Genomic DNA, 15,880 nt, shown 5'->3' with positions numbered 1-15,880 from the left:
AGAGTGATGTAATGGCTGCACAACTAACCAAAAAAAATGGGAATGCCTCAGCGTTTATGGATGTAGGGATTGCAACGTTTGTCGTCCTCATTTTGGCGATGATCATTATTCCATTACCTGCACCACTTCTCGATTTGTTGTTGATTGTGAATCTAGCCTTGTCCATGACAATCCTGTTGTTGACGTTATTCACTAAAAATGTCCTGGAATTTTCAACTTTTCCGACGCTCCTTTTACTGACAACCATGTTCAGATTGGGGTTGAATATTTCTTCAACGCGGTTGGTTCTGACTGAGGGCGATGCGGGTAAGGTTATCGATACGTTTGCGAATTTGGTTGCCGGAAACAATATCATAGTTGGCGCCGTCATTTTTATCATCATTTTCATCATTCAAATGATTGTCGTGACGAACGGTGCGGGTCGGGTATCGGAAGTATCCGCACGTTTCACATTGGATGCGATGCCCGGAAAGCAAATGTCGATCGACTCGGATTTGAATTCCGGCTTGATCAATGAACAGCAAGCGAAGCAGCGACGCAACGACTTAGAACGAGAAACACAATTTTTTGGGGCAATGGATGGAGCAAGTAAGTTTGTTAAGGGCGATGCTACCGCGGGCATCATTATTACGTTCATCAACTTGATCGGCGGAACGCTTATTTATTCACTGCAACAAGGCATGCCCATCATGGAAGCGATGGATAAATTCGGGAGATTGACAATCGGTGATGGATTGGTCAGTCAGATTCCTTCCTTGTTGATTTCAATCGGCTCAGGAATCTTGGTTACAAGATCGGGAAACGCGAAAACATTCGGGACATCACTGATGCCGGAATTGATGTCCAGTTCAAAAGTACTCTATCTGGTTTCCGCTATTTTACTCGTGTTCGCACTATTGCCAGGGTTTCCAACATTCACCTTTTCAATGATGGCGATACTATTGGGCGGGTCGAGCTATCTTATTCAGCAAAATGAAAAGAAAGCACAGTTTGAAAGAATAACCGAGGAACAGCGTGTTCTGGCAGGAGAGCGTATGCTTCAAAACCAGTCAAATGAAGAAACGGTCACTGCCCATCAAGTGGATCCTATATCCATCGAAATCGGCTATGGTCTGATTTCAATTGCTGATGAATCAAAAGACGATAATCTGATGAACCAAATACATAGCATCCGAAAACAGTGTGCCACGGAAATTGGCATTCTATTGAAGCCGATTCGTATCAAAGATAATCTGCAACTGAGTATGAACCAATATGTAATCAAAATTAAAGGGAACGTCTACGCACAGGGTGAGTTGTATATGGATCGCTATTTGATCTTGTCGCCAGGAGATACAGAGTTTGCTTTTAATGGTATCGCAACAAAAGAGCCATCGTTCGGGCTGGATGCCATGTGGATAACTGGGGATGATCGGGAAATGGCAGATTTGCAAGGGTATACGGTGGTAGACCCACTTACTGTGTTCGTTACACACCTTAAAGAAACCATTTTTCAGCATAGTCAGGAACTGCTCGGCAGGCAAGAAGTGAAGCAACTATTGGAAACGCTGAAAGAAACGCATAACGTTGTCATCGATGAGTTGATACCGGATATCCTTAGATTGGGCGAAGTGCAAAAAGTGCTTCAGAACTTGCTGAAGGAAAATATACCGATCACCGACATGGTTACTGTATTGGAGACGTTGGCTGACTATGGCACCACGGTAAAAGACATTGAACTACTGACGGAATACGTCCGTCAAGCACTGAAGCAAACCATAGTTAAAAATTATTTGGATGAGAATGCAGTGCTGAATGTTGTTACGATCCATCCAAACACCGAGGAAATGCTCGGTAAAAATATCCAAAAATCTTCATCGGGATCGATTCCACTGATTCAAGGAAATAATGTCACAAAATTATTCGACAGCATCAAGAAAATCCATAACCATCTGGAAGCTGAGGGTAGACCGCATGTCCTGCTGGTGTCTCCAAAAATAAGACCCTCTTTAAAAAATCTGTTGACATTTAATTTTCCGGAAATAGCAGTATTATCTTTGAATGAAGTACCGAACGAAATCGCAATCGAATCAGTTGGTATGGTTGAGGATATTGCTATTTAATTTCACTTGAGGGTCAGTATACAAAATGAATTTTCAATCACCTGAAGATGGGAGCAGGATATGCAAAATATAGAGGACAGAGAAGCCATCATATTGAAGTACGTGCCTCTAGTCGAAAAAGTGGTCCGACACATTGGATTGAGTAATCCTGATTACGAGAAGAGCGATTTGGTGAATATCGGTGTCATCGGACTCATGGATGCCATCGATAAATACGATGAAGACAAAAAAGTGCCTTTTGAAAATTATGCATTTATTCGGATCAAAGGGACCATCATCGATGAGATTCGTCGTAATGGCCCGGTTTCCCGAACAGGAATGAATAAACTTAAGGATTACAGGCTTGCGGTAGAGTCGCTCCAGCACAGCTTAAAAAGAATACCCACTGAAGAGGAAATATGCCGAGAACTTCAGATTACTGCCAAACAATTAGGCCAGGTATATGATACGGCGTCTTATCTGGCTACGCAGTCATTGGAAAAAATGATCTTTAATGATGAAGGCAATGGCGTAGAGTTGGGGGATATGCTCGTCGATACGCATGCCATTTCTGTTGAGGAAGAGTTGCTGAAGAACGAGCAGATGGAAGCATTGAAAGGCGCAATCGGTCGCTTGAAAGAACGCGAACAATTGATTCTGCAACTGTATTATGTGGAAAAACTGCCGCTCAAGGAAATTGCCTTCATACTGGAAGTTTCCGTCCCTAGAGTTTCTCAGATCCATGGGAAAATGATATTGAAATTGAAAGAAGAAATGAGGAGGGAAGAACTTGATTAGAAGTTTGGATACAGTTGGCCATCAGTTCAACTTATTGCAGAAAAAGCAAGAAAACCTGAGCACAAATATCGCCAACGTGAATACCAGCGGGTACAAATATCAAGAGCTTGTCCAAAGTACAACTGAAACTTTTCAATTTGGGAATAACTTAAACGGTCCGATGCTGAATCAGCAGAATCCAATCGATGGACTGAATTTCGGAAATCAGATAGATACAGCTTACCGCAATCTGAGCCAAGGCGGCCTGAAGGGCACGAATTCAAGCAATGATTTTGCTTTGATGGGGGATGCTTTTTTTACAGTTCAGATGCCAAACGGCGGACAAGCTGTTACAAGAAACGGCAATTTTGCGGTTGATGCAACGGGCAATCTGACTACTCAGGAAGGCTACTTGGTGCTCGGCAGAAACCAAGCTGGACAAATAGCTACCATTCCAGCAGGCAGTGTGCCATTTACTGTCGACCAGACAGGAAATGTCAACGCTACCGGCGTCCGTTTTTTGTTGACGGATAATGTGGAAGCAGAAAACCTTCAATCGATTGGGGATACGTTATTTTCTTATCAGGCTGGGATGACAACGGACGATGACACGCTTGTCCTTCAAAAATATTTGGAAACTTCCAATGTTGACATGACAGATCATATGGTCCAAATGATGCAGCTGACAAGAGAGTTTGAAGCGAATCAAAAAATACTGCATGCTTCAGATGAGACGTTAAGCAAAGCAGTCAATGAAATCGGAAAAGTGTAGGAAGAAGGAGGCCAGCGACGATGAGTCTACCCATGAGTATTTCAAAAACAGCGATGAAAGCATTCCAGACAGGAATGGATAACATTGCGAACAATATTGCGAATGTCAACACAAATTCCTATAAAGCAAAAAATGTAAATTTCCAGGAACTGCTAGTCAACAATCAAACAGAAAATCAAAACTTGTTATTTTCTGAGGGCGTTGGGGAATTAACGATTTCCACTGGGGTATCGAGCAATGTTTCCGGAATGGATCTTTCCCAAGGAAGTCTGGTCGAAAGTGCTGGCGATTTTCACCTGGCAATTTCCGGAGAGGGCTTCTTCAGAGTCAATGATGAGAATGGGAATGTTTTTTATACGCGGGATGGCGCATTCCAATTGGGACAGGATGGCGTGGTGACCAACTCAGCAGGGAATACCCTCGCAATCGAGCAAAACCTGTTGCCGACGCTTGATCTTTCCGACGCGACCCTTTCGATTTCGGAAAATGGCGAAATTTGGGTAGGAAGCAATGGCGCTGCGACAATGGCGGGAAGGATTCCGCTGTTTTATCCAGCGTCTGCAGACGCCCTTGTCCCAGCCGGAGAAAACCAATATACAGTGGCGGAGGGAACGCGTATGTATTCCTCGGCAGAAGGATTCGCCATGGGAGGAATCCAGCAACATTATTTGGAAACCTCCAATGTGGATTTGGCAGCTGCGTTCACCGATATGATCGTGACCCAACGCGCGTATTCAATGAATTTGAAAGCAGCGCAAACTTCAGATGAGATTATGGGTGTCATAAACGGATTCAAGAGATAATACAGCAGCGTGAAAGGATCTCCTGTGGGAGCAAAAGATGGAGGAAGAGAGAGAAGATGGCAATAATCGAAGTGGCTGGCGTAACAAAAGAATATCCTAGGGGCATCACAAGCCTAAAGGATGTATCGGTTACCATCGAAGCAGGAGAGTTTGTGTATGTATTAGGCGCCAGTGGATCAGGTAAGTCCAGTTTCATTAAGTTACTTTATCGGGATATCAAACCCACAAAAGGAACGGTGACAGTTTGTGGACACAATGTCGGCAAAATGAAAAATCACGTCATACACCATCTGCGGCGGGAAATTGGCATTGTGTTTCAGGATTGTAAATTGTTGACTGGTAAAACAGTTTTTGAGAATATCGCTTTCGCGCTGGAGGTCATGGGAGAAGATCCTGAGGCTATTGCGGATAAAGTACATCGCTCGCTTGAAACGGTAGGGTTGGCGGATAAAGCCAACAGTTACCCGGACCAACTGTCCGGCGGTGAAAAGCAACGGGTTGCGATTGCACGTGCTGTTGTACATTCTCCGAAAATTATTCTTGCAGATGAACCTACAGGGAACTTGGACCCGCGGACTTCTCTGGAAATTTTCCGTTTGTTCTACAGAATCAACAAAAGCGGCACAACTATCCTGATGGCCACGCATGACCAAGGCATCATCGAAAAATTCCGTTTCCGTGTTCTGGAAATGAAGAATGGCCATCTGATAAAAGATCAAGAGAAAAAGGAACAGAATACGCTCCAATATGATTTTAAAGAAAAAGAGTATTTCATCGTATAATAAATGGTGTTTTTTGATCCATAAAAAAGTGAGAGCTGCTGTGCATTTATTTGCGCAGTAGTTTTTTTATTTATATTGATATGTAAACTTTATTATGGAATTTCCAACAATCCGCTATTAACTATTCACAAACACTACCGAATTAATGTTAAGAGCCTAATTCATTCTCTAGGGATTGGAGCAGGAGAGAGATGGTAAAGGGAAGTGAGATAAGTGCAAGCATCAAATCTGGAAGCAACAAGCGCAAAATCAAAAATGAAAAGAAAATTTAAGGTCCAATTATTGCAATTTAAAAGTATCCGCACAAATTTACTCGTTGGATTTTCAATAATCTTAGTGTCTATTTTTTTGTTGGGATACAATAGTTACAAAACATCCAACGATATTAATGCAGATACTGATCAAATTGTAAATGTCGGCGTTCCTATTTTGGAACAGGGTGCTGAAATCAACTATCTAGTGGCAAGCCGCATGTCCGTCGTTCGCAGCTATTTATTGTCCGGGGATACAACGTATGTGGAATTATTTGATTTGTACACGCAGCAAAGCGAAGCTATCCAAGCGGAGATTCTGCAGGCAAACGGCAATAAACAAGTGATTGTCGATTTATTCGAAGGAATTAATGAATGGACCCGGATCACACGTGAAGAAGTCATTAATGTCTACCAAGCAGGTAATCAGGAACAAGCGATAAAGGCATTATTTGAAAAATCAGAGCAACTTGGAAATGAGAACATAAGCGCCATGGAGCGATCACTAGATGCCAGAATTGTTTCCATTCATGAGGAAGGCGACAGTGTTATTGCAAATGGAGATCAAGCAATGAGAGTGACCTTCATTATATCCATAATTGCACTATTGCTGAGTATCGCTATCGCATTATTGATTTCTTCCGATTTGATGAAGCGTATCAAGCTATTGATGGACAAAACAACCGAACTGACAACTGGAAAACTGAATGGAGAACCTATCGACATCAAACATTTTGACGAATTAGGCAAACTGGGTGATGCAATCAATCAGATGCAGCAACAATTAAAATCCATTATTGTCAGCATTTCAGAAGCGTCGAATACGCTGGAGGAAAACAGTCGGGATCTCTATCAGGCTTCAAACGAAGTGAAGGTAGGAACGGAACAAGTGGCTGCCACAATGCAGGAGTTGGCGACCGGATCTGAGACCCAGGCGAGCAGTGCCAGTAACTTAGCGACTGTCATTGACGTATTCAATGACGAGTTCCAGGCTGTTAATGAAAACGCCATGCAAATCGCAGAAGGTTCCCAGGAAATCCTTGCAAATACAAATCAAGGCGAGGAACTTATGCAAAAATCAAGTTTGCAGATGAATAAAATTCAGGAGATTATGCAAGAGGCTGTTGATAAGATGAACATTCTGGAAAATCAGACACAAGAAATCAATAAACTGGTTGGGCTTATTCAGAATGTAGCGGATCAAACCAATTTGCTGGCATTGAATGCTGCAATAGAAGCGGCGCGAGCTGGAGAACATGGTCGAGGCTTTGCTGTCGTTGCCGATGAAGTCAGAAAGCTGTCTGAACAAGTCGCCACTTCAGTCATGGATATAACAGGTTTTGTGGATACTATCCAAAAAGAATCCAAAAATGTAAGTTCATCCCTACAATCGGGCTATACGGAAGTGAAGTCAGGTGCTGCCCAGATTGATAAGACGAGCCATACATTCAATACGATGAAAATGCAATTGGACAGTATGGTGACGAATATTTCCGGCGTAACCAATAATTTGGCGCTGTTGGCTGAGAATACAAATAACATGAGTACGTCCATCGAAGAGATTGCTTCAATCTCGGAAGAATCCGCTGCCGGAGTCGAAGAGACATCGGCTGCCAGCCAGGAAATCAGCAGTTCCATGGAAGAAGTTTCGATGAATTCCGAAAGAATCGCAGGCCTTGCAGATTTGCTGAATCTGTTGGTCAAAGAATTTAAATTTTAATCCAAAACAGAAAGCCAAAAAATCTCTCGAGTAAGCTAGCAGCAAGAGCTTACTCGAGAGATTTTTTTTTGTGGATTCGCTTATTCAATATAGATAGCCTGGCTGCCGAATTGCTCCCAAGAGGCAATAAATGCACTTTTTTCCACAGCTTGGTTTTTTTTGCCATAAGGATCATTTACGTAAAAAAAGGTATCATCATAGCCAACTACAACGACACTGTGCTCATTATAACTGATGCTGACTTCCCCGGTTGGTGTTTGCCACACTTCCATATCAGCTACTGGGGCATAGCTTGTGCTGGTGATTGTCCAGACTGGGTATCCTTGATTCAAGGCATCAATCACAGCCTCAAATGGGCTGCCGGTGATATCCTTTATGCGATCTGATGACACGAAATTAGCAGCCAAGACAGCTATCGGCCCATGGTAGACACTGAAGCCAGAATCATAACCGGTAATGTCCCCTACGAAAGCATCGTTTGGGTTGCCGCGCAGGCCGTTCTCATAAATGATCGGAACAGAAGGGAGCCAAGCAGCGACATCATTTTTCGATACATCAACGTTGTTGTACTGCAGTATCATTGTAAGCGAAGTTACCTCGCAACCGTTATATAAAATGGGATAATCCATTTGATTCAATAGAGGGACATCCAATAAAACTTCTTTTGGGGCTTCTGCTACAGCTGCCAGATCATCCAACACAGATGCGCTTTCAGGGGGTGCAAGCCTGATGGATAATGTACTGACGATAATAATTATCAGCAACCCTCTTTTGAAAAGCGTTCGTTTCCGCATAATTAGCCTCCTTCGAGTAGTGATGTATTTATACAGTGCAAACAAACTGTTTGCACAATGCCGATGTAATAACTTATAAACCAAAATCAAAATACCTGTATAATAGTCGGCAGCAATCGAATAAAGTTAACCCATTCTCCCAAAAAAATCGCTAAAATAATAGAATGGAATCAAGCATGGCACGATCTTTGATAAAGGAATGCTCCCAAAGAACAGCTATACTTATTTTGTTGACTCTGCTATCATGATAATTAGATTGTAAGTGTATACAGGAAAGGAGGTGTTTCAATTGGGAACAATGAAAGACGTAGCTGCTTTAGCCAAGGTGGGTGTCGGTACCGTATCGCGTGTGCTGAACAATTCCGGAGCCGTAAAAGAATCGACGCGCCGAAAAGTGGAAGCGGCGATGAAAGAGTTGAATTATATTCCTAATGCCTATGCGCGCGGCCTGAAGATGAACAAGACGCACACGATCGCATTGATCATTCCAACGATTTGGCATCCATTTTTTTCGGAATTCGCCTACTATGTGGAGCGGAATCTATCCGAGCATAAATACAAGATGCTCTTATGCAACTCCGATGTCAGCAATGACAAGGAGCTGGAATATATTCAAATGGTTCAAGAAAACAAAGTGGACGGCATCATCGGCATCACCTATTCGGATTTGGATAGTTTTGTCTCGTCGCATTTGCCTTTCGTCACGATTGACCGTCATTTCAAGGAAGAAACGGTTTGCGTCACATCGGACAACTTTCATGCAGGTGAGTTAGCAGCAGAAAAGCTGGTCGAGAAGGGGTGCAAAAAACTCGGCTATATCGGAACCCATTCACGCTTTCCTACTGAGACGACAAAGAGAAGGAGTGGCTTTGTAGAGCAAGCTGAGCTTATGGAAATTCCTTATGCCATCTACGATGGGGAAGACCCTGTTGTGGAATTCAAGCAGGAGATACGAACCTTTTTCGAAGAAAATCCGGATGTGGATGGCGTCTTTGCCCACACAGATTTTATTGCTTTGGATATTCTGGAAGTTTTGGAGGAAATGAATCGCAAAGTGCCGGAGGAAGTGCAGATCATCGGTTGTGATGGCATCAAGATGGAAGCGGGTCGCAAACAGTTCCTGTCGACAATCCGTCAGCCTGTGGATTTGATGGCCAAGGCCGCAGTCGAAAAAATCATCCTAGTGATCGATGGCGAATCCGTCAAAACGAAGATCACGTTGCCTGTCCATTACGTAGAAGGACCGACCACGAAAAATCAAATGTCAAAATAATATGTTTTTGGTATTGACAGAAAACGGTTACTGAATTATTATATGTTTAAATCAAAAACATATTTTTTTGAAGCGAAGTGGAAACGTTTCAATTATCGAATGAACGTTTCCCTATTTTTGAAATCGCGGGCAGTTTGATGATCCATCAACGGCACCGATTTCAAAAGTAGCGTGCCGATCCTGTGGTGCTGGCTGAGCCAAGTGATTGAACCAGTCGCTGGAATTCTTCAGAAACTATTTTTTTGAATGAAAGTGGAAACGTTTCAATTATCGAATATGAACCTTTCCACATTTTTTTGAAGCAAAGTGGAAACGTTTCAAATTCCAAAAGGAGGAGTTAGATCAGTCATGAAAAAAAGCCAGACAAGCATCAAACCAAAGGGCACACAAACAAAATGGGAATTCATCAAACAGCACCGAATGCTCTACTATATGCTGTTGCCGGGACTGTTACTCACACTGGTATTTAAATATTTCCCGATGTACGGCATTCTCTTGGCTTTCAAGGATTACAACCCGCTGCGTGGAATCATGGGAAGCGAATGGGTGGGAGTGGAAAACTTCGTACAGTTCATCGACTCTCCCAACTTCGGCATACTGTTGGAGAACACGCTCAAAATAAGCATATACGGACTGATCTTGGGATTCTTTCCACCAATCCTCTTGGCATTATCCTTGAACCATCTGATCAGCACAAAATGGAAGAAGCGATTCCAACTGATCCTGTATGCACCGAACTTTATTTCCTTGGTCATCGTTGTGGGGATGTTGTTCATGTTCCTGGCCGCAGATGGCCCGATCAACGGATTAATTGAAACCATCACCGGTTCGCGGATCACGTTCATGACCGACCCGAATTATTTCCGGACTTTGTACATCCTATCCGGCATTTGGCAAGGAATGGGCTGGGCATCGGTCCTCTACACAGCCACACTGGCAAACGTCAGCCAAGATCTGATCGATGCAGCTCACATGGATGGCGCCAATATCTTGTACCGGATCTGGTACATCGATCTTCCGGCGCTACGCCCGATCATGGTCATCCAGTTCATCCTTTCTGTCGGGGGGATCATGAACGTTGGTTATGAGAAAGCTTTCCTGATGCAAACATCTATGAACCTGCCTGTTTCGGAGATCATCTCGACCTACGTCTACAAAGTCGGGTTGCAAATGGGGGATTACGGATATTCAACGGCAGTCGGGTTATTCAATACAGTCATCAATGTCATCTTGCTGTTGGCCGTAAACATGATAGCAAACAAAGTAAGCACTGATGACGCGGCTTTATAGAGAGAGGAGAACAAAATGATAACGTTGACAAAATTTGACCGCAGTGTCCTGCTGCTGAACCGCATTCTGATAGGGCTTCTGGTATTGATCACTCTATCGCCGTTGCTGTATGTATTGATTGCTTCCTTCATGGATCCCTTCATCCTCCGCTCGCAAGGCCTGAGTCTGAATCCTGCGAATTGGAGTTTGGATGGCTATAACCGGGTGCTGAAGGATCCGGCAATCATAAGAGGTTTTGTGAATTCGATTTTCTATTCGTTCACTTACAGTGCATTGACCGTGGGGGTATCGATCTTGACTGCCTATCCTTTATCAAGAAAAAAACTGGTAGGCAAACGACCGCTAACAATCTTTTTTATAATCACGATGTTCATAGGTGGCGGGTTGGTTCCTACTTATTTATTAGTGAAAAACCTGGGCATGTTGAACACCGTCTGGGCAATTGTCCTTCCAGGCTCAATCAATGTTTGGAACATTATCTTGGCCCGGACGTACTTTCAACAATTGCCCGCCGAGTTGGAGGAGGCAGCCATCATTGATGGCGCGAATGAACTGCAGATATTCTTTAAGATCATGCTGCCATTGGCGAAACCAATCATTTTCGTGCTGTTCCTCTACGCTTTCGTGGGTCAGTGGAATTCTTACTTCGATGCCATGATTTACCTGAATGATGCGGACCTGCAGCCACTCCAAATTGTGCTACGAAAAATACTGATTCAAAACCAACCGCAACAAGATATGATCGGATCGGCGACTCAAATGGCGGAAATGGCTCAGTTGGCTGAACTGATCAAATACTCAACAATCGTCATCTCCAGCTTACCGCTTCTGATCATGTATCCATTCTTCCAGAAGTACTTCGATAAAGGGATGATGGCAGGTTCACTCAAAGGTTAGGCAATACGCAACACAAATTAAATACACTATAAAGGAGAAATACAAAATGAGAGTAAAATACCTTGGCACAGCACTATTATCCACAGCAACAGTTTTGACTTTAGCAGCATGCGGTTCTTCCGGCGGGGCCTCTTCCCCCGATTACGAATTGACCAATGTATCGTTCCCTTTGAAGGAAGAAGTGACCTTGAAGATGTCCACTTCCAGTTCGCCATTGGCACCGGCTGATCCGAATGAGAAGTTGATCTTCCAGCGTTTGCAGGAGCAATCGGGCGTGCAAGTCGAATGGAAAAACTATTCTTCGGACTACATTGAAAAACGGAATCTGGACATTTCCAGCGGCGACTTGCCTGATGCCATGTGGAATGCTGGCGCCAGCGACTATGATCTGCTTTCCTGGGCGGAAGACGGCATCATCATTCCCTTGGAAGACCTGATCAATGAACATATGCCGAACTTCAAAAAAGTATTGGACGAAAATCCGGAATATTTGGCCATGGTCACAGCGCCGGACGGCCATATCTACTCCCTGCCATGGATCGAAGAATTGGGTCAGGATAAAGAGTCCATCCATACCGTAAATGATATTCCGTGGATCAATGTGGATTGGTTGGAAACATTGGGCTTGGAGATGCCGCAAACAACGGAAGAATTGATGGTTGTATTGGAAGCATTCAAAACCCAAGACCCGAACGGCAATGGCAAAGCGGATGAAATCCCTATGTCCTTCATCAACGATGGCGGAAATGAAGACATGAAGTTCCTCTTCGGCGCATTTGGCATCGGTGACAACGATGATCACTTGGTAGTCAATGATGACGGCACAATCGACTTTACTGCCGACAACGAAGAATTCAAAAATGGCGTCACTTATTTCAACGAACTGTACAACAAAAACCTGATTGATGTGGAAGCTTTTGAACAGGATTGGAATGCCTACGTAGCGAAAGGGAAAGAGCAACTGTTCGGCGTGTATTTCTCATGGGATAAAGCCAACGTTTCGGGAGCGAATGATTCCTACGAGCCGCTTCCTGCACTGGCTGGTCCGAGCGGAGAAAAACATGTTACGCGTACGAACGGCTTCGGATTCAGCCGTGACCGTTTCGTAATCACAAGCGCCAACAAAAACCTGGAATTGACTGCCAAATGGGCTGATCAAATGTACGTGCCTATCCAATCTGTGCAGAACAACTGGGGCACATACGGAGATGAGACGCAGCAAAATATCTTTGAATATGTAGAAGCTACCAATTCGTTGAAGCATCTGCCGTTGGAAGGCACTGCACCAGGCGAATTGCGCCAAAAAACAGAAGCTGGCGGACCTTTGGCAATCTTGGATGAATACTACGGAACTGTGACGACAATGCCTGATGATGCAAAATGGCGTTTGGATATCTTCAAAGACACTTACTTAGCAGATGTTCATAATCAATTCAATTATCCACGCGTATTCTTGTCATTGGAACAAGCAGACCGGATCGCTCAAATCGAAGCGGATTTGATGCCGTTCGTCAACAGAAAACGTGCAGAATGGATCGCTAACGGCAAAATTGCCGAAGAATGGGATGCCTATGTAGAAGAGCTGAACCGTTTGGGACTGGAAGAATGGATGCAAATCAAACAAGATGCTTATGATACATACCTATCAAACAATAAATAACCATAAAGAAAATAAAATCAAATCCAAGAAATGAGGGGTAGCGTGAGCATCCAAAGTCAAACAGCCTATTCAATAGAGAGGGCCAACCGATACATAGCAGAAAATAAAGGGTCAGTGAATCCTCTTTACCGGAATCACTACCATGCATCACCGCCAGTGGGCTGGATGAACGATCCGAACGGCTTCGTCCAGTTCCAAGGGGCGTACCACCTGTTTTATCAATTCCACCCGTATGATGCGAAATGGGGCCCTATGCATTGGGGCCACATGAAGTCGACTGACTTGATCCATTGGGAAGACTTGCCTGTGGCCTTGGCGCCGGATCAAGCGTATGACCGGTCCGGTTGTTTCTCAGGAAGCGCCATCGAGCGGGACGGAAAACTATATCTGCTTTATACAGGTGTGACCGAAGCCAATGAAGAAGGCGTCCATCACCAGGTGCAGTGCCTGGCGGTGTCGGAGGATGGTCTGCACTTCGAGAAAGTGCAGCAAAATCCGGTCATCCCGGTTGCGGCTTTACCGGCAGATGCTTCCCAGATTGATTTCCGGGATCCGAAAGTTTTTGAACACGAAGGCATGTACTATACGGTAGTCGCCTCCAAAGCTGGCGACGAGACAGGGCAGATTTTGCTTTACCAATCTGCTGACTTGGTGGAATGGGAGTTTGCCTCCGTCTTCCTGAAGGGGAACAAGCAACAAGGGGTCATGTGGGAATGCCCGGATTTCTTCCGCTTGGATGGGAAAGATTGCCTGATCTTCTCGCCGATGCAATGGCCGCAGGATGGGGATGATTATCAGAATCTGAATGCGTCAGTATTGGCTGTCGGCGAGGTGGATTGGGCGACGAAACAGTTCCACCCGGAAAGTTATCAAGAGTTAGATCACGGTTTGGATTACTATGCTCCCCAAAGCCTTGAGGACGACAAAGGCAGAAGGATCTGCATCGGTTGGATGCAGATGTGGGGAAGAAATTTCCCTACAGATGAGCTGGGCCACGGCTGGACAGGATCGATGACGATCCCGAGAGAGCTGAAATGGGAAGATGGCAAGTTGAAGCAATATCCGATCGGCATCGTAGCGAACAGTGACAATCAGGGAGAAATCAGCCCGGTGCTCACGATGGCAGATGCCAAAGAAACAATCCCTGGTATCGCAGGGGATTGCGGATTGCTGACGCTGAAAGTGGACACGTCCGAATTGGAAAAACTGTCCATCCATCTCCGTGAGAACGAGAACGAAAGAACAGTAGTGTCCTTCGACAAAGCAAAGAATGAATTGAGTATCGACCGATCCGCTAGCGGCATCGAACTGAAGGGGGAGGAAGCACACCCTCCTGTCAGCCGGAAAGTAGCATTGTCCGGAAAGAGCGATTATCTTGAACTCGCCATTTACCTGGACAGTTCGTCGGTTGAAGTGTTTGAGAAAAACGGCGAAGCGGTCATGACCACAAACGTATATCCAACCGAGACAGCGACGGGCATCTCCTTTGAGTGCAGCGGCAAAGCGGTATTTGAGGAAGCAACTTTTACGCCCTTCATTTAATCGGGTGTGCAGTTAGCTGTGCCGGACAAATATTTTAGGAATGAAGGAGACGTTATGCGGAGAGTTTATACTATTGGAGAAATACTGATTGATTTTTTCCCGAGTGAAATCGGGGTGCCCTTGAAAGAGGTCCACGGTTTCACCAAACAACCGGGAGGTGCGCCCGCGAATGTCGCGGTGACTGTCAGCCGTCTGGGCGGGAACGCGAGCTTCATCGGCAAAGTGGGCCAGGATGCCTTCGGGGATTATCTGACCGATGTGCTCAAACAGAATCAGGTGGATACCCGTCACCTGTTCCGGACCGCTGAGGCAAACACGGCGCTGGCTTTTGTGTCGCTCCAGGAAAATGGGGAGCGCGAATTCAGTTTCTACCGCAATCCCAGCGCGGATATGCTATTGGACAAGGAAGAACTGAATGAGCTTGTTTTCACGGCTGCAGACATCCTGCATTTTTGCTCGGTCGATCTGATCGAAGCACCCGTAAAGTATGCGCATCTTGCGGCGCTGGAAAAAATGCAGCAGGCAGGTGGGACAATCGTTTTTGATCCGAATGTCCGCTTGAATCTCTGGCCGGATCCGGAAATGCTGAAGCAGACGATCCAGCAATTCCTGCCGTATGCCGACATCCTGAAAATCAGCGACGACGAATTGGCCTTCATTACAGGCATGGATTCGGAAGCTGATGGGCTTGCGGCATTGCTGAAGACGGAGCCGAAATTGCTGATCTTTACAAAAGGCAGCAAGGGAGCTGACCTGTACTTCAAAGGCGAGAAGGCCAGTGTGGAAGGGATCAGCGTCAAAGCGGTTGATACGACAGGGGCAGGCGATTCGTTCATCGGTGCTTTCCTCTATCAGATTGCTAACAGGGCTGATTGGGAAGACTGTAGTTTGGATGAAATAGGCGAGATGGGCCTGTTCGCCAACCGTGTGGCCGCATTGGTGACGACGCGACCAGGCGGCATGCAATCCATCCCGACCCTGCAAGAAGTGTTGAGCTTGGAAGGGGAATAAATGCAGCACTGAATTTAGGTTCATAAATAACCTGCAATAACAATGTCAGCAGGGAAATCAGTTCGAATCTCAGTCAGAAAACCCGCCAAAATTGACTTGATAAGGAATTTGTCCACAGTAACCTCAATATTCTCCATCAAAATCATTTTAACGGGCAATCGCGACACGAACTCGAACCCAAAAACAAATAATTAGACATTCAATCCATCAAACCACAAGAAACCGGG

General features: G+C 44.9%; 13 protein-coding genes. 12 read left to right on the top strand and 1 reads right to left on the bottom strand.

What is annotated here, in order from left to right; all coding sequences use genetic code 11:
- The first annotated feature begins 11 nt into the window (after positions 1 to 11).
- The 6 genes from flhA to BM184_RS09570 all read left to right on the top strand — a co-directional run bounded on the left by flhA (position 12) and on the right by BM184_RS09570 (position 7,186).
- The gene (flhA, locus tag BM184_RS09595; protein WP_086943601.1) at positions 12 to 2,102 is read left to right on the top strand and encodes a flagellar biosynthesis protein FlhA; all 2,091 of its coding nucleotides are present in this window, start codon (positions 12 to 14) and stop codon (positions 2,100 to 2,102) included.
- Between the two features lie 60 nt (positions 2,103 to 2,162).
- A complete protein-coding gene (locus tag BM184_RS09590; protein WP_086943602.1) occupies positions 2,163 to 2,879 on the top strand; it encodes a sigma-70 family RNA polymerase sigma factor in 717 nt (238 codons plus the stop codon).
- Complete coding sequence (locus tag BM184_RS09585) at positions 2,872 to 3,630, top strand: flagellar hook-basal body protein (protein WP_086943603.1); 759 nt, start codon at positions 2,872 to 2,874, stop codon at positions 3,628 to 3,630. The genes BM184_RS09590 and BM184_RS09585 overlap by 8 nt, the downstream gene beginning before the upstream one ends.
- A 20-nt stretch (positions 3,631 to 3,650) precedes the next feature.
- Positions 3,651 to 4,433 carry a flagellar hook-basal body protein gene (locus BM184_RS09580; RefSeq protein ID WP_086943604.1) on the top strand — a complete coding sequence of 261 codons (783 nt, stop codon included), beginning with the start codon at positions 3,651 to 3,653 and terminating at the stop codon, positions 4,431 to 4,433.
- Positions 4,434 to 4,489: 56 nt separating this feature from the next.
- Positions 4,490 to 5,215: a cell division ATP-binding protein FtsE gene (gene ftsE, locus BM184_RS09575; RefSeq protein WP_086943605.1), complete on the top strand. Its 726-nt coding sequence runs from the start codon at positions 4,490 to 4,492 to the stop codon at positions 5,213 to 5,215.
- Between the two features lie 348 nt (positions 5,216 to 5,563).
- Positions 5,564 to 7,186: a methyl-accepting chemotaxis protein gene (locus tag BM184_RS09570; RefSeq protein ID WP_177208618.1), complete on the top strand. Its 1,623-nt coding sequence runs from the start codon at positions 5,564 to 5,566 to the stop codon at positions 7,184 to 7,186.
- Positions 7,187 to 7,266: 80 nt separating this feature from the next.
- On the opposite strand, the gene BM184_RS09565 is transcribed toward BM184_RS09570, so the two are convergent.
- A complete protein-coding gene (locus BM184_RS09565; RefSeq protein ID WP_086943607.1) occupies positions 7,267 to 7,980 on the bottom strand; it encodes a C39 family peptidase in 714 nt (237 codons plus the stop codon).
- Positions 7,981 to 8,278: 298 nt separating this feature from the next.
- On the opposite strand from BM184_RS09565, the gene BM184_RS09560 reads away from it, so the two are divergent.
- The 6 genes from BM184_RS09560 to BM184_RS09535 all read left to right on the top strand — a co-directional run bounded on the left by BM184_RS09560 (position 8,279) and on the right by BM184_RS09535 (position 15,653).
- Positions 8,279 to 9,253 (top strand): LacI family DNA-binding transcriptional regulator, encoded by a 975-nt coding sequence (locus tag BM184_RS09560; protein WP_086943663.1) that lies wholly within the window; start codon positions 8,279 to 8,281, stop codon positions 9,251 to 9,253.
- A gap of 348 nt (positions 9,254 to 9,601) precedes the next feature.
- Positions 9,602 to 10,543 carry an ABC transporter permease gene (locus BM184_RS09555; protein WP_086943608.1) on the top strand — a complete coding sequence of 314 codons (942 nt, stop codon included), beginning with the start codon at positions 9,602 to 9,604 and terminating at the stop codon, positions 10,541 to 10,543.
- Positions 10,544 to 10,558: 15 nt separating this feature from the next.
- On the top strand, positions 10,559 to 11,440 hold the full coding sequence (locus BM184_RS09550; protein WP_086943609.1) for a carbohydrate ABC transporter permease: 882 nt from the start codon (positions 10,559 to 10,561) through the stop codon (positions 11,438 to 11,440).
- A 46-nt stretch (positions 11,441 to 11,486) separates the two neighbouring features.
- Positions 11,487 to 13,100 carry an ABC transporter substrate-binding protein gene (locus tag BM184_RS09545; protein WP_086628594.1) on the top strand — a complete coding sequence of 538 codons (1,614 nt, stop codon included), beginning with the start codon at positions 11,487 to 11,489 and terminating at the stop codon, positions 13,098 to 13,100.
- Positions 13,101 to 13,142: 42 nt separating this feature from the next.
- Positions 13,143 to 14,642 (top strand): glycoside hydrolase family 32 protein, encoded by a 1,500-nt coding sequence (locus BM184_RS09540; RefSeq protein ID WP_168173199.1) that lies wholly within the window; start codon positions 13,143 to 13,145, stop codon positions 14,640 to 14,642.
- A 54-nt stretch (positions 14,643 to 14,696) separates the two neighbouring features.
- A complete protein-coding gene (locus tag BM184_RS09535; RefSeq protein WP_086943610.1) occupies positions 14,697 to 15,653 on the top strand; it encodes a carbohydrate kinase family protein in 957 nt (318 codons plus the stop codon).
- Positions 15,654 to 15,880: the final 227 nt, after the last annotated feature.

The sequence above is a fragment of the Trichococcus pasteurii genome (genome assembly GCF_900112935.1).
GTDB lineage: Bacteria > Bacillota > Bacilli > Lactobacillales > Aerococcaceae > Trichococcus > Trichococcus pasteurii.
Note: the sequence above shows the minus strand (reverse complement) of the source record. Positions and strands in the feature narration are given on the sequence as shown.

Coding starts and splice junctions, on each gene's coding strand:
- flhA (WP_086943601.1), top strand. CDS start 12: ATGGCTGCACAACTAACCAAAAAAAATGGGAATGCCTCAGCGTTTATG.
- BM184_RS09590 (WP_086943602.1), top strand. CDS start 2,163: ATGCAAAATATAGAGGACAGAGAAGCCATCATATTGAAGTACGTGCCT.
- BM184_RS09580 (WP_086943604.1), top strand. CDS start 3,651: ATGAGTCTACCCATGAGTATTTCAAAAACAGCGATGAAAGCATTCCAG.
- ftsE (WP_086943605.1), top strand. CDS start 4,490: ATGGCAATAATCGAAGTGGCTGGCGTAACAAAAGAATATCCTAGGGGC.
- BM184_RS09565 (WP_086943607.1), bottom strand. CDS start 7,980: ATGCGGAAACGAACGCTTTTCAAAAGAGGGTTGCTGATAATTATTATC.
- BM184_RS09560 (WP_086943663.1), top strand. CDS start 8,279: ATGAAAGACGTAGCTGCTTTAGCCAAGGTGGGTGTCGGTACCGTATCG.
- BM184_RS09555 (WP_086943608.1), top strand. CDS start 9,602: ATGAAAAAAAGCCAGACAAGCATCAAACCAAAGGGCACACAAACAAAA.
- BM184_RS09550 (WP_086943609.1), top strand. CDS start 10,559: ATGATAACGTTGACAAAATTTGACCGCAGTGTCCTGCTGCTGAACCGC.
- BM184_RS09545 (WP_086628594.1), top strand. CDS start 11,487: ATGAGAGTAAAATACCTTGGCACAGCACTATTATCCACAGCAACAGTT.
- BM184_RS09535 (WP_086943610.1), top strand. CDS start 14,697: ATGCGGAGAGTTTATACTATTGGAGAAATACTGATTGATTTTTTCCCG.